Genomic DNA, 13,800 nt, shown 5'->3' with positions numbered 1-13,800 from the left:
TATTGACAACCTGGTTGTCGATCAGTCGGAGGCAAGCCATGAACCACTCGCCCCGTGGCGCGACCGTTCCGGGCGTCGTGCACCACCGCGTCCGCCTCAACGGCACCGAGCTGCACTACGTCTCGGCGGGTAACGCCGGACCTCCCGTCGTCCTGGTCCACGGCTTCCCGGAAACCTGGTGGGTCTTCCACAAACTGATCCCGCTGCTCAGCGCGCACCACCGGGTGTTCGCGCCCGACCTGCGCGGTTTCGGCGACTCCGCGATCGCGACCGGCCGGTACGACAGCGCGACCGCGGCCGAGGACCTGGGCGCGCTGATCGCCGGGCTCGACCTCGGCCCGGTCCACCTGACGGGCCAGGACATCAGCGGGTCGCCCACGTTCCGGCTCGCCGCCACCCGCCCCGACCTGGTGGCAAGCTACGCGGCGATCGAGACCGGGCTGCCCGGGTACGGCGTCGAGCGGCTCGCCGACGTCACCCACGGCGGTGCCTGGCACATCGGCGTCCTCGCCGCCCCCGGCATCCCGGCGATGCTGCTCGCCGGCCGGGAGCGTACGTTCCTCGCCGACTACGCGGTGCCCTCGCTCTGCGCGACCCCCGATGCGTTCACCGAGCAGGACATCGACGAGCTCGCCCGCGCCTACACGCGGACGGGCGCCTTCGACGGCGCGTCCGGACTCTACCGGTCGATGCTGCGCGAGGGCGCGGAGATCCGCGAGCTCGCCGGCCGCAAGCTCACCACGCCGGTACTCGCCGTCGGCGGCCGGTCGGCCGCGTTCACGCAGGCGACGATGCGACAGGTCAGCGAGAACACCAGTACCGCCACGATCGACGGCATCGGCCACTACGTGGCGATGGAAGCCCCCGAGCGGCTCGCCGACGTCCTCCGCACCTTCTACCGCACGATCGACGGCCCGGCGCCGGCCTGACCGGACACCGCGCGGTTGGGGGTCTGTTTCGGAGCCTCGCTCGGCCGGGGGCTCCGAAACAGACCCTAGGCCGTGTCTTCATGGCTCCGCCCGCCCGTGCCGACAACGCGGCGAGCGGGCGAACGGGCCCGGCGCAGCCGGGTGGCTGGCTGTGCAGACACGTCCTAGCGGCGGCGGGCGTGCAGGACGAGCATGCCGTCGTCACCGTAGGCCGGCAGCGTGCTGTCGCGGCCGATGGCGACGATCTCCAGATCCTCGACCAGCGGCTCGAACACCTCGCGCAGCAGCTCGGCGGACACCGGCAGCCCCGGCCAGACCGATCCGTCGCCCAGCCGGTACGTCGGCATCCCCGCCATGAACGCCGCCACCAGGTACCCACCCGGCCGTACCGCGGCGACGTAGCTGGCGCACAGCGACCGGAACTCGTCCTCCTCGGCGGTCACGCTCTCCGCGACGAAGTGCATCGACGCGAGGTCGTACGGCGCCGCCGGCGGGGCGGTCAGCGGCGCCCGGTGCACCTGCACCGCCGACAGCGCCTGCCGCATGGTCGCCGGCAGCGCCGGGTTGAGCCGCCGGCACTCGGCGTAGAACGGCTGCCAGCTCGGCTCCGGCCCGTCGGTCAGCGCGCGGCGCAGGTACGCCACGCCGGCGGCGCCCGGCTCGACCGCGTCGATGTGCCGGCTGGCCGCCGCGGCGAGCAGCAGCGGGTACAGGTTGGGCCCGGCGCCGAGCTCCACGGTGCGGTGCAGCGAGCCGGGCTCGATCCGTTGGTACAGCGTCGAGTGCGCGGCGATCACCGCCGCGTCGCTGGGATGCAGGATCCGGTAGTTCTCGGCCAGGTACTGCTCGACCGGCCACGCGTCCCAGTCCGCGTCGGCGTTGCGCCGCGGCTGCGCCGTCACACCTGCTCCCGCGGCAGCTCGAAACGGTCCGCCAGCTCGATCAGCACCGTGTTGAGCGCGTCGATCTCGGCGTCGGTGTTCGCCGCGGTGACCTGGATGCGGACGCCGACCTCGTCCCGCGGTACCAGGGGATAGGGCGCGAGCGTGACGTAGATGCCGCGGTCGTACAGGAACTGGCCGACCTCGGCGATCCCGGCGGCGCCGATCGGCAGCTCGATGACCGGCAGCCCGCTGCGGTTCGGCGTGACCAACCCGAGCGTGCGCACCGTGTCGAGCACCCGGGCGGTGCGCCGGTACAGGTCGGCGCGCAGCGCGTCGCCGCGCCGCTCGTTGACGTCCAACCCGGCGAGTACGGTCGCCAGCGACGCGGTGGGAGAGGGCCCGGAGTACAGGTAGGGGGCGGCGGCGATCTTCAGGTGCTGCTTGAGCGGTGTCGGCAGCGCGAGGAACGCCAGCAGCGACGAGTACGCCTTCGAGCAGCCGCCGACGAGGACCATGTGGTCGTAGCCGACGTCCAGGTGGCGCAGCACGCTGTTGCCGCGCATCCCGTACGGGCTGCTCTCGCCCGGCCGCCGCTCGCCGATCACGCCGAACCCGTGCGCGTCGTCGACGTAGCAGGTGGCGTCGTACTGCGCGCAGACCGCGGCGATGTCCGCCAGGTCGGGCAGGTTGCCGGTCATGCTGTTGACGCCGTCGAGGCAGACCAGTCGCGGCGCGGCCGATTCGGCCAGCGCGGCGCGCAGCCCGGCCAGATCCTCGGCCCGGAACCGGCGCAGGGTGGCGCCGGTGGTGGTCGCCGCCTTCGCCGCGTCGTAGAGCGAGCGGTGCCCGCGCGCCTCGACGAACACGGTGCCGCCGGCCGCGAGCGCCGGTACCACGGCGTCGTGGATGAGCGTGATCGTGGGCAGCGCGAGCACGTCCGGGGCACCCAGCAGTTCGGTGAGCCGGTCCTCGACGTCGACGTACAGGCGCGGGCTGCCGAGCAGCCGGGACCAGCTCGGGTGGGTGCCCCAGCGGCGCACCGCCGGTTCGATCGCGGCCCGGATCTCCGGCTCCAGGTCGAAGCCGAGGTAGTTGCAGGAGGCGAAGTCGATCAGCCAGTCGTCGCCGATCCGGATCCGGCGCCCGTCGATCTCGTCGATCACCGCGTCGCACATCGGGTGGGATCGCTGCAGTTCGGCCAGGTCTGGCCAGCGGGTCGAGGGGAGGGCCATGGCGGTGTCCTTCCTGGGGGTCGGTCGGTCATCGGTCGTTGGAGGCGACGAGCAGCCGCTCCGCCTCGCCCGGTGCGACCGGCTTGGAGAACAGGTATCCCTGGCCGAACCCGCAGCCGATCTCGATGAGCAGGTCGCGCTGCTGCGCGGTCTCGATGCCCTCGGCGATCAGCTGCACCCCGAACGTGTCGGTGATCCGGATGATGCCCTCCAGCAGTCGCAGATCCTGTTGGTTGCGGGCGATCCCGCGGACGAACGACTTGTCGATCTTGATCACGTCGATGGGCAGTTCGCGCAGGTAGCTCAGCGAGGAGTACCCGGTGCCGAAGTCGTCGATGGCCAGCCGCACTCCGAGGTCCTTCAACGCGCGCAGGTCGGCCTCGACCTGGTCGTGCCGGCCCATCAGCACGCTCTCGGTCAGCTCCAGTACCAGCGCCTCGCCGGGCAGCTGCGCGGACTCCAGCGCCGCGCGCACCCCGGCGACGAACCCGCCGTCGTGCAGCTGCCGGGCCGAGACGTTGACGCTCACGTACGGTGGGGTCGGCCAGTCGCCGCTGCGGCGCCAGGCGGCCAGGTCGGCGGTGGCGCGCTGCAACACCCAGGCGCCGAGCTGCACGATGTGTCCGGTCTCCTCGGCCAGGGTGATGAACCGTTCCGGCAGCACCACGCCGTGCCGCCGGGTGGGCCAGCGGGCGAGCGCCTCCATCGCCACGATCCGGTCGTCGGCGAGCTCCACGATCGGCTGGTAGTGCAGCCGGAACTCGTCGCTGCGCACGGCTTCCTCCAGCTGCGCGGACAGCGCCCGGCTCTCCAGCATCCCGGTGTGCAGCTCCGGCTGGAACCGGCACCACTGGCGGCGGCCGGCGGCCTTCGCCGCGTACACCGCGAGGTCGGCGTGCCGCAGCATCTCGTCCACGTCGTCGGACTCGGCGGAGGTGGCGATCCCGACGCTCGCGGTGGCCCGGGTGGTCCCGTCGGTCAGCGTGTACGGCATCGCCAGCGTGTCGGTGAGCCCGGCGGCGATGCGTTCCAGGTCCGCCATCGAGTCGACGTCCTCCAGCAGCAGGGCGAACTCGTCGCCGCCCAGCCGGGCCGCGGTGTCGGCGCTGCGGACCGAGCCGGCCAGCCGGTTGGCCACCGCCACGAGCAGCCCGTCACCGGCCGAGTGCCCCAGCGTGTCGTTGACGATCTTGAAGTCGTCCAGGTCGACGAACACCACCGCGGCGAGCTTGCCGGTACGCCGGGAGCGGGCGAGCGCGTGCGCCACCCGGTCGGCGAACAGCGGCCGGTTCGCCAGACCGGTCAGCGGGTCGTGGAACGCCCGGTGCCGCAGCTCGGCCTCCAGCCGGCGGCGCGCGGTGACGTCGCGCAGCGTCAGTACCAGTCCCTTCACCGTCTGGTCGGACCTCAGGTTGGCGTAGCGGACCTCCCAGAACACCTCGCCGTCGCTGTCCGCCGACAGCCGCCACTCCTCGTGCCCCTCGGCGGAGTCGTACGCGCGCATCCGGCCCAACGAGGCGATCACCCGGCCCCGGTCGGTTTCCTCGACCAGTTCCGGCAGCAGCTGGCCGGGCTGCGGTGGCTCGCCGAACATCGCCGCCGCCGAGGGGCTCGCGTACCGCACGATGTCGCCCTCGTCCACGATCAGGATGACGTCGAACGAGTTGTGCACCAGGGTCCGGAAGTACGCCTCGCTCTTGCGCCGGCCGACCTCCTCGGCGAGGTCGACCCGGCCGACCGCGAGCGCGATCTGCGCGGCGAGCGTCTCCAGCGCGTCCTGGCTCGCCCCGAGCGCGACCTTCTCGGCGCCGACCATCAGCACGCCGCCGGGCTGGGTTGCGGACACCCGTTTCGCGGCGAGCGCGCAGATCAGCACGCTGCCGGAGCCGCGGAACCGTTCGGCCAGCGGATCCGGTAGCTCGGCAACCGGCGTGATGGTCGTGGGGATCTTGCCGAGCCGCACCAGGTGGGTCGCCGTGATGCTGCCGCGAGGCCAGGTCAGCGGTGCGGGGTCGTCGGTGACCTCCACCATCAGATCGTCGCGGCCGACTGCGGCGAGCGTCCGGTGCGGGACGCCCTCGCCGACCAACCGGCCGACCGCCTGCTGCATCCGGTCCCGGATCTGACCGAGGTCCAGCGCGCCGACCAGGTCGGCGGCCGACGCGCGCAGCGCGCGCTCGCGTTCCACCGCCCGCCGGTGGGTCCGGACCACCCCGGCCAACCGCAGGATGACCAGCGTGAACAGGATGATCGTCGCGACGATGCCGGCCCGGATGAACGACTGGTCGTGGATGATCACCTCGGTGAGCAGCAGCACCGGTGGGATCAGCGCCGCGGCGCTGATCAGGATCAGCCGGTACAGCGGGAGCAGGTTCGCGGGTTTGTGCGGCAACGGGTTGGTCAGCCCCCGCATGGACGGCCACAGGGCGGCGAGCCCCCAGGCCCAGTAGAACACCAGCCAGCCGACGTCGACGCCGCTGCCGACCGACCAGCTCCCGTTGAGCTGCAGCAGGCCGTACACGACGTCGGAGGCGAAGATGCCGGCGGTGCCGACGGCCAGCAGCCGCACCGACGGGTTGCGGATGCCGTCCGGGGAGAACACCAGCCGGGCCAGCATCAGCAGCATGAGCACGTCGCCCAGCGGGTACGCCATGCCGACGATGCGGCTGAGCGGGTCGTCCTCGGCGCGCATCGGCCGGATCAGGAACACCCAGGACAGCAGGGCGACCGCCCCGGTGACGATCAGCGCGTCGATGACCGCGCCGGGATCACGCCTGGTGCGGTACCGGCTGAAACCGGCGAGACCGATCGCGAACAGCGGATACGTGGCGAGGTAGAGCGCATCGGCGACCGACGGGAACGGGTTGGTCGCGCCGAAGTAGGTGGTGAGCACGTTGTAGGTGGTGTCGCCGGAGCCGTAGGCCAGGTTGGCGGCGGCGAGCAGCACCCACGGCCAGATCCGCGACGGCCGGTACAGCACGATGCCGGCGATGATGCCGGCCACGCAGGTGAGGCTGATCAGTGCCCAGGTGACCAGGTGCCAGTCGGGTCGGGTGAAGTATCCGGCGGCGAGCACCGCGATCCACGCCGAGTACCCGGCGGCCAGCCGCCAGGTCAGCTCCGGCCGTGCGGCCATGCGCTACCCCCCGACGCCAACTACCGGTACCACGGCGAGCGGCACCGGTGAAAGACCACGATACGCCCGACACCCACCACGGAACGTTATCCCGCCTGCTGGGTGAGACACCGCGCCACCCATCGGCGTCCGGGCACGCGCGATGGTGGGGATGTGTCAAGATCGTCGACACGGCGTAGAAGTGAGGTGATCCGGCGATGTCGGCCCGGCGACTGTTGTGGTGGGTGGTGCCCGCCCTCATCGTGCTGCTCTGGCTGGTCGGCGCTGGTCCGCAGGGCGCGAGTCTCGGCAAGCTCGCGGACGTGCAGACCAACGACAACTCGGCGTTCCTGCCCACCTCGTCGGAGTCGACCGAGGTCGCGCAGCAGGTCTCCCGGTTCACCGAGCCCGGTGTGGTGCCGGCCATCGTGGTGTACTCCGCGGACGCACCGCTGACCGTCGCGCAGCGTGGCGTCGTCGCCGCCGACGCGAAGTCGCTGGGTCGGCTGCCTGGCCTGCGTGGCCCGGTCGTCGGCCCGCGGTTCAGCGAGGACCGCCGGGCGGCGGAACTGGTCGTGCCGCTCGACTCGGCCGGCGACGTGGCCGGGGCGGTGGACACCATCCGGCACGCCGCCCGGGACCGTGCCGGCCTCACCGCGCACGTGACCGGGCCGGCCGGGCTCTCGGCCGACCTGGGCGCCGCGTTCGCCGGCATCGACGGACGGCTGCTGCTGGTCACCGGCGCACTGGTGTTCCTGATCCTGATCGTGGTCTACCGCTCGCCGCTGCTGCCGGTCGTCGTCCTGGCCACCGCCACGCTCGCCCTGGCCGCCGCCGGCGGGGTGATCTACCAGCTCGCCAAGCACGACGTCCTGAAGCTGAGCGGGATGAGCCAGGGCATCCTCTTCATCCTCGTCATCGGTGCCTGTACCGACTACGGACTGTTGCTCGTCGCCCGGTTCCGGGAAGAGTTGCACCGGCACGCGGACCGGCGCCGCGCCCTCACCACCGCGTACCGGGCGGCCCTGGAGCCGATCGCGGCGAGCGGCGGCACGGTGATCCTCGGCGTGCTCTGCCTGCTCGTCACCAACCTGAAGTCCACCCATGACGTCGGACCGGTGGCGGCGATCGGCATCGGCGCCTCGCTGCTCGCGGCGCTCACCTTCCTGCCGGCGTGCCTGCTGCTGCTCGGCCGGGCCGCGTTCTGGCCGTTCGCCCCGCGGTACGGCGCGTCCCGCGCCCCGGGCCGCCCGGGGCTGTGGGGCCGCATCGCCCGGTTCGTCGGCCGGTACCCGCGGCGCTGCTGGCTGGTGGTCGGCGGGGTGCTGCTGATCGTGGCGGTGGTGTTCGTACCGCAACTGCAGGCCAGCGGTACCAAGCAGACCGACGTGTTCCTGCACACCGAGGACTCGGTGACCGGGCAGCAGGTGCTCGCCGAGCACTTTCCGGCCGGCGCAGGCAACCCGACCCAGATCACCGCCCGGGCCGGCGCCGCCGACCGGGTGGTCGCGGCGACCCGCGCGGTGCGCGGCGTCTCGCCGTCCTCGGTGGCCGTCGTCGGCGCCGGCGGGCGGCCCGGCGCGGGCCCGGCGAAGGTCGTCGACGGCCGGGTACTGGTCGAGGCGACGCTCGCCGACGCGCCCGACTCGGCCGCCGCGATCGACACCGTGCACCGGCTGCGGGACCGGCTCGCGTCGGTACCGGGTGCCGACGCCAAGGTCGGCGGGTTCACGGCGATCCAGGCGGACACCAACGCCACCTCCGAGCACGACCGTGCGGTGGTCATCCCGCTGGTGCTCGCGGTCGTGCTGGTGGTGCTGATCCTGCTGCTGCGGGCGGTGGTGGCGCCGCTGGTGCTGATCGCGAGCGTGGTGCTGTCGTTCGCCGCCACGCTCGGGGTGGCGGCGCTGGTGTTCAACCACCTGCTCGACTTCCCCGGCGCGGACCCGTCGGTACCGCTGTTCGCGTTCGTGTTCCTGGTTGCGCTCGGGGTCGACTACAACATCTTCCTGATGAGCCGGGTCCGGGAGGAGTCGGTACGGCTCGGCACCCGGGACGGCACGCTGCACGCGCTGCGCGCCACCGGCGGCGTCATCACCTCCGCCGGCGTCGTGCTCGCGGCGACCTTCGCGGCGCTCGCGGTGTTGCCGATCCTGTTCCTGGTGCAGGTGGCGTTCCTGGTCGCGTTCGGCGTCCTGCTCGACACCATCGTGGTGCGCTCGGTCCTGGTGCCGGCGGCGATCCTGGATCTCGGCCGGGCCAGCTGGTGGCCCAGCCGGCTGTCCCGCCGCCCCAACCCGGCCGGTTGACCAAGGTCCAGCCGCATTGACCAAGGCCCGGCCGCGTTGATCAAGGGCCGGCCGCGTTGATCAAGGGACCGGTGCGCGGGCTCCTGCTGCGTTGTGCCGCGATCCCTTGATCAACTGTCGGGCGGTGTCTCCCGAGGCTGCGAGGCCGTACGATGTCGGCACGGACGCGACGGATCCGCCCCCACGGTTGGCTCGCCGGCTGGGCACCGGCGACGCGGTGGTCATCGGGCTCGGCTCGATGATCGGTGCCGGCGTGTTCGCCGCGTTCGGCCCGGCCGCCCGCGCCGCCGGTACCGGGTTGCTGGTGGGGCTCGCGATCGCCGCGCTGATCGCCTACTGCAACGCCACCTCCTCGGCGCAGCTGGCCGCCGTCTACCCGACCTCCGGCGGCACCTACGTGTACGGCCGGGAACGGCTCGGCGACTGGTTCGGCTTCACCGCCGGCTGGGGGTTCGTGGTCGGCAAGACCGCCTCCTGCGCGGCGATGGCGCTCACCTTCGCCGCCTATGCCATCCCCGGGCACGCCCTGGTGCAACGGCTGGTCGCGGTCGTGGCGGTGCTGGCGCTGGCCGCGGTCAACTACCGCGGCGTGACGAAGACCGCGCTGCTGACCCGGATCCTGGTGGCGGCGACGCTCGTGGCGCTGGCCGTGCTGGTGGTCGGGGTCGGCGTGGGTGGTGGCGCGTCGGCCGCGCACCTGGGCGGCTGGTCGGCGGTGACCTCGGGCGGGCCGTACGGGATCCTGCAGTCGGCCGGGCTGCTGTTCTTCGCGTTCGCCGGGTACGCCCGGATCGCCACGCTGGGCGAGGAGGTGCGCGACCCGCAGCGAACCATCCCGCGCGCGATCCCGACCGCGCTGGGCATCGTCGTGGTGGTGTACGCGGTGGTCGGCGTGGCGGCGCTGCTCGCCGCCGGGCCGGACCGCCTCGCCGCCGCGGTCGCGCCGCTCGCCGAGGCGGTCACGGACGCCGGCGCCGGTGGGCTGTCCCCGGTGGTCCGGGTCGGCGCCGCGCTGGCGAGCCTGGGCGCGCTGCTGGCGCTGATCGCCGGCATCGGGCGTACCAGCCTCGCCATGGCCCGCAACGGCGACCTGCCCCGGTGGCTCGACGCGGTGCACCCGCGGTACCGGGTGCCGCATCACGCCGAGCTGGCCCTCGCGGTGGTGGTGTCGCTGCTGGTACTCGGCGCCGACCTGCGCGGCGTGATCGGCTTCTCGTCGTTCGGGGTGCTGGTCTACTACGGCGTCGCGAACGCGTCGGCGTTCACCCAACCGGCGACCGACCGGCGCTGGCCACGGGCGTTGCAGGTGCTCGGCCTGGTCGGCTGCCTGACGCTGGTGGTCACGCTGCCCTGTCCGTCGGTACTGGCCGGCGTGCTGCTGTTCACGGTCGGTCTGGCCGGCCGCTTCCTGATCCTGCGCCGCCGCGCGGGCACCGGCGCCTGACCGCCCGGCCGGGGAGCGTCAGCGGGCGGAGGACTCGCGGGCGATCAGGGTGTAGCCGGCGGTGACCCGGCGCGGTGCCTCCGGCGGTTCGCCGGCGCGGATCCGGGACAGCAGCAGCTCGACCGCGGTCGTGGCGATGGCGGCCTTGTCCGGCGCGATGGTGGACAGCGACGGCGTCGCGTAGGAGCTCTCCTCGGCGTCGTCGAACCCGATCAGCGCGACCTGCTCGGGTACCGGGACGCCGCGGGTGTGCAGGCAGCGCAGCGCGCCGAGGGCCAGCAGGTCGTTGAAGCAGAACACGCCGTCCGGCGGATCGGGCAGCTCCAGCAGGCTGGCCATCGCCGCGTACCCCTCGGCGCGGTGGAACCGGGGCGCCGGCAGCACCAGCGCCGGGTCGAGGTCCAGCCCGGCGTCGTCGAGTCCCTTGCGGTAGCCGGCATAGCGCTGCCGGGCGGTGGCGCCGGTACCGACCGACTGCACGCCGATCGCCGCGATCCGCCGGCAGCCGCGTTCGGCCAGGTGGCGGGTGGCCTCGCGGGCGGCCCGGATGTTGTCGATGCCGACATGGTCGGTCGGGCCGCGCAGCCCGCGCTCGCCGAGCAGCACCATCGGGGTCGAGTCGGTACGGCGGCGCAGGTCGGCGACGCCGAGCGCGAGCGGGCTGAACAGCACCCCGTCGACCAGGTGGTGCCGGATACCGCCCAGTACGACCAGTTCCCGGTCCTTGGCGCCGGCGGTCTGGTCGATCAGCACCGTGTACCCGTGGGCCGCGGCGGCGTCCACCACCAGGCTGGCGAGCTCGGCGAAGTAGGGCACGCCGAGCTCCGGTACGGCGAGCGCCAGCACGCCGCTGCGCCCGGAGCGCAGGCTGCGCGCCGTGGCGTTGGGCCGGTAGCCGAGCTCGTCGATGGCGCGCTGGACGCGTTCGCGGGTCGCGGCGGATACGTGCACGTACCCGTTGACGACGTTGGACACGGTCTTGACCGAGACGCCGGCGAGCGCCGCCACGTCCTTCAGGTTGCTCCCCATCTCACCCCCGCCGCCGGCCGGTCCGCGCTGCCCCGCAGCGTATCCCGCTCGTCACAGGTCCAATCGACTGGTGGTTTTACAACGATGCAATAGACTGCGCGGACCTGCCGCACACCAGCCGAGGAGAGCACCACCGTGCCACACCCCGTACCGCGCCCGGAGCATCCGCGGCCCCAGTTCGTCCGGGCGGACTGGCTCAACCTCAACGGACGATGGCAGTTCGAGGCCGACCGCGGCGACAGCGGCCTGGAGCGCGGGCTGGTCGGCCGCGAGCTGGCTGGCGAGATCACCGTGCCGTTCTGCCCGGAGTCGAGCCTGTCCGGCATCGGCGACACCGACTTCCTGACCGCCGTCTGGTACCGCCGGGACGTCGAGCTGCCGGCCGCCTGGGCCGGCCGCCGCACCCTGCTGCACTTCGGCGCGGTCGACCAGGACGCCACGGTCTGGGTCGACGGCACCGAGGTCGGCCGGCACCGCGGCGGGTTCACCGGCTTCACCGTCGACCTGACCGACGTGGCGACGCCGGGCCAGACCGCGACGATCGTGGTCCGGGCGCGCGATCCGCGCACCGGGCCGCAGGCGCGCGGCAAGCAGTCCACCCGGTACGCCAACCACGACTGCGACTACACCCGCACCACGGGCATCTGGCAGACCGTGTGGCTGGAGCCGGTACCGCAGGTACACCTGCGCCGGCCGCGCATCACGCCGGATCTGGCCGGCTCGGCGTTCGACGTGGTGCTGCCACTGTCGGCGAACCGGACCGGGTACCGGGTGCGGGCCACGCTGGCCGACGCCGATGGGACGGTCGCGACCGCGGACACCGCCGCCGACCTCGATCTCGCGCCCCGGCTGCGGCTGTCCGTACCCGCGGAGCGCCGCCGGGTGTGGCGGCCGGGCGACCCGCACCTGTACCAGCTGCGGCTGGAGCTGGTGGATGCCGACGGCGCGGTCGTCGATGCCGCGGACAGCTACGCCGGCCTGCGGTCGGTCTCCATCGACGGCACCGCGGTACGGATCAACGGTGCACCGGTCTTCCAGCGGCTGGTGCTCGACCAGGGCTACTACGCCGACGGCATCCTCACCGCGCCGGACGACGCGGCTCTGGTACGCGACATCGAACTGTCGATGGCGGCCGGGTTCAACGGCGCGCGGCTGCACCAGAAGGTGTTCGAGGAGCGGTTCCTCTACCATGCCGACCGGCTCGGCTACCTGGTGTGGGGCGAGTTCGGCGACTGGGGCTGCAACGGGTACGGCCCGGACGGGGACAACCAGCGGCCGGATGCGAGCTACGTCGCGCAGTGGCTGGAGGCGCTGGAGCGCGACCACTCGCACCCGTCGATCGTCGGCTGGTGCCCGCTCAACGAAACCTGGCAACGGCGTACGGACCGGATCACGGTGCTCGACGACGTGACCCGGGCGATGTACCTTGCGACCAAGCTCGCCGATCCGAGCCGGCCGGTGCTGGACGCGTCCGGCTACTCGCACCGGGTCGCCGCGGCCGACGTGTACGACTCGCACAACTACACGCAGGACCCGGCGACGTTCAGCGCGGAGGTGGTCGACGGCTTCCCGTACACCAACCCCGGCGAGCGGGCCGGCTCGTGGTCGCTGCCGTACGCGGGGCAGCCGTACTTCGTCAGCGAGTTCGGCGGCATCTGGTGGAACCCGGACGCCGGCGAGGACGAGTACTCCTGGGGCTACGGCGAACGCCCGTCCACTGTGGAGGAATTCCACCAGCGGTTCGAGGGGCTGGTCGGCGCGCTGCTGGCCGACCCGCGGATGTTCGGCTACTGCTACACCCAGCTGACCGACGTGTTCCAGGAGCAGAACGGCGTCTACCGTTTCGACCGCAGCGTCAAGCCCGGCGTGGACATGGCCCGCCTCCAGGCGGCCCAGCAGCGGCCGGCGGCCAGCGAAACCCCGTCCTGACCCGCGGCGCCGCGGGGAGGCGACGACCTCCCCGCGGCGCGACGGGACTACTTGATGCCGGTGTTGGCGATGCCCTCCACGATGCGGCGCTGGAAGACCAGGAACACCGCGAACAGCGGCAGCGCGCCGAGCACCGCGGAGGCCATCACCTGCGCGTACCGGATGCCGTAGGAGTCCTGCACGACGTTGAGGCCGACCGGGATCGTCATGACGTCGGCCGAGGTCATCGTCAGCAGCGGCCACAGGAAGTTGTTCCAGCTCCACACGAACGTGAAGATGAACACCGCCGACGCCGCCGGCTTGCACAGCGGCAGGAAGATCCGCGAGTACACCCGGAACCAGCCGGCGCCGTCGATGCGGGCCGACTCGGCCAGCTCGCCGGGCAGCCCGGAGAAGAACGACGCGAACACGAACACCGCGACCGAGGTCGGCACCGATGGCAGGATCAGCGCCCAGTACGTGTTGAGCAGGTGCAGCCCGGCGAACTCCTGGAACTGCGGCATGATCAGCGTCTGCGGCGGGATCAGCAGACCCGCGAGCACCAGCCCGGTGACGATCCGCCGGCCACGGAAGCGCACCCGCGCCACCGCGAAGCCGGCCATGGAGCACACGACGACCGCGAACACCGCGGTCAGCAGCGCGACGAGGAAGCTGTTCAGGTACCACACGGGCATCCGGCCGGCCGACAGCACCTGCCGGTAGGCGTCCAGGCTCGGGTGGCTGGTCCACCAGGTCGCGGGCGAGGCGGTGATCTCGCTCTCCGGGCGGATCGAGGTGTCCACCGCCCACAGCATCGGCACCAGCCACAGCGCCGCGAGGACCACCAGTACCACCACGCACAGCACGGTGAACGCGCGGTGCCGGGGGTCCACCGGTGCCTGGGCCGGCGTGCTGCGGGTCGGGGCCTCGGGTACGGTCAGCGTCGCCAT

The 13,800-nt window shown here is 72.6% G+C and carries 9 protein-coding genes; 4 read left to right on the top strand and 5 right to left on the bottom strand.

Features of this window, described 5'->3' with window-relative positions; all coding sequences use genetic code 11:
* Positions 1–38 precede the first annotated feature (38 nt).
* Positions 39–929 carry an alpha/beta fold hydrolase gene (locus Asera_RS27790; protein WP_030444232.1) on the top strand — a complete coding sequence of 297 codons (891 nt, stop codon included), beginning with the start codon at positions 39–41 and terminating at the stop codon, positions 927–929.
* A gap of 164 nt (positions 930–1,093) precedes the next feature.
* On the opposite strand, the gene Asera_RS27785 is transcribed toward Asera_RS27790, so the two are convergent.
* The 3 genes from Asera_RS27785 to Asera_RS27775 are packed head-to-tail and all read right to left on the bottom strand — an operon-like array spanning position 1,094 to position 6,181.
* Entirely contained in the window at positions 1,094–1,831 is a 738-nt protein-coding gene (locus Asera_RS27785; RefSeq protein WP_030444233.1) for a methyltransferase, read from the bottom strand.
* Complete coding sequence (locus Asera_RS27780; RefSeq protein WP_030444234.1) at positions 1,828–3,045, bottom strand: aminotransferase class I/II-fold pyridoxal phosphate-dependent enzyme; 1,218 nt, start codon at positions 3,043–3,045, stop codon at positions 1,828–1,830. The genes Asera_RS27785 and Asera_RS27780 overlap by 4 nt, the downstream gene beginning before the upstream one ends.
* A 28-nt stretch (positions 3,046–3,073) precedes the next feature.
* On the bottom strand, positions 3,074–6,181 hold the full coding sequence (locus Asera_RS27775; RefSeq protein ID WP_030444235.1) for a putative bifunctional diguanylate cyclase/phosphodiesterase: 3,108 nt from the start codon (positions 6,179–6,181) through the stop codon (positions 3,074–3,076).
* A 197-nt stretch (positions 6,182–6,378) separates the two neighbouring features.
* Between Asera_RS27775 and Asera_RS27770 the strand changes: the two genes are divergently transcribed.
* On the top strand, positions 6,379–8,469 hold the full coding sequence (locus Asera_RS27770) for an MMPL family transporter (RefSeq protein ID WP_030444236.1): 2,091 nt from the start codon (positions 6,379–6,381) through the stop codon (positions 8,467–8,469).
* A 238-nt stretch (positions 8,470–8,707) separates the two neighbouring features.
* Positions 8,708–9,913 carry an APC family permease gene (locus Asera_RS27765; RefSeq protein WP_084130901.1) on the top strand — a complete coding sequence of 402 codons (1,206 nt, stop codon included), beginning with the start codon at positions 8,708–8,710 and terminating at the stop codon, positions 9,911–9,913.
* 18 nt (positions 9,914–9,931) lie between these two features.
* On the opposite strand, the gene Asera_RS27760 is transcribed toward Asera_RS27765, so the two are convergent.
* The gene (locus Asera_RS27760) at positions 9,932–10,942 is read right to left on the bottom strand and encodes a LacI family DNA-binding transcriptional regulator (RefSeq protein ID WP_030444238.1); all 1,011 of its coding nucleotides are present in this window, start codon (positions 10,940–10,942) and stop codon (positions 9,932–9,934) included.
* Positions 10,943–11,077: 135 nt separating this feature from the next.
* Between Asera_RS27760 and Asera_RS27755 the strand changes: the two genes are divergently transcribed.
* Positions 11,078–12,871 (top strand): glycoside hydrolase family 2 protein, encoded by a 1,794-nt coding sequence (locus tag Asera_RS27755; RefSeq protein ID WP_030444239.1) that lies wholly within the window; start codon positions 11,078–11,080, stop codon positions 12,869–12,871.
* A 47-nt stretch (positions 12,872–12,918) separates the two neighbouring features.
* Here the strand turns inward: Asera_RS27755 and Asera_RS27750 are convergent, their stop codons facing one another.
* Complete coding sequence (locus Asera_RS27750; RefSeq protein ID WP_030444240.1) at positions 12,919–13,800, bottom strand: carbohydrate ABC transporter permease; 882 nt, start codon at positions 13,798–13,800, stop codon at positions 12,919–12,921.

This window comes from Actinocatenispora sera (assembly GCF_018324685.1).
Lineage (GTDB): Bacteria > Actinomycetota > Actinomycetes > Mycobacteriales > Micromonosporaceae > Actinocatenispora > Actinocatenispora sera.
This window is presented reverse-complemented; position numbering and strand designations above follow the sequence as displayed.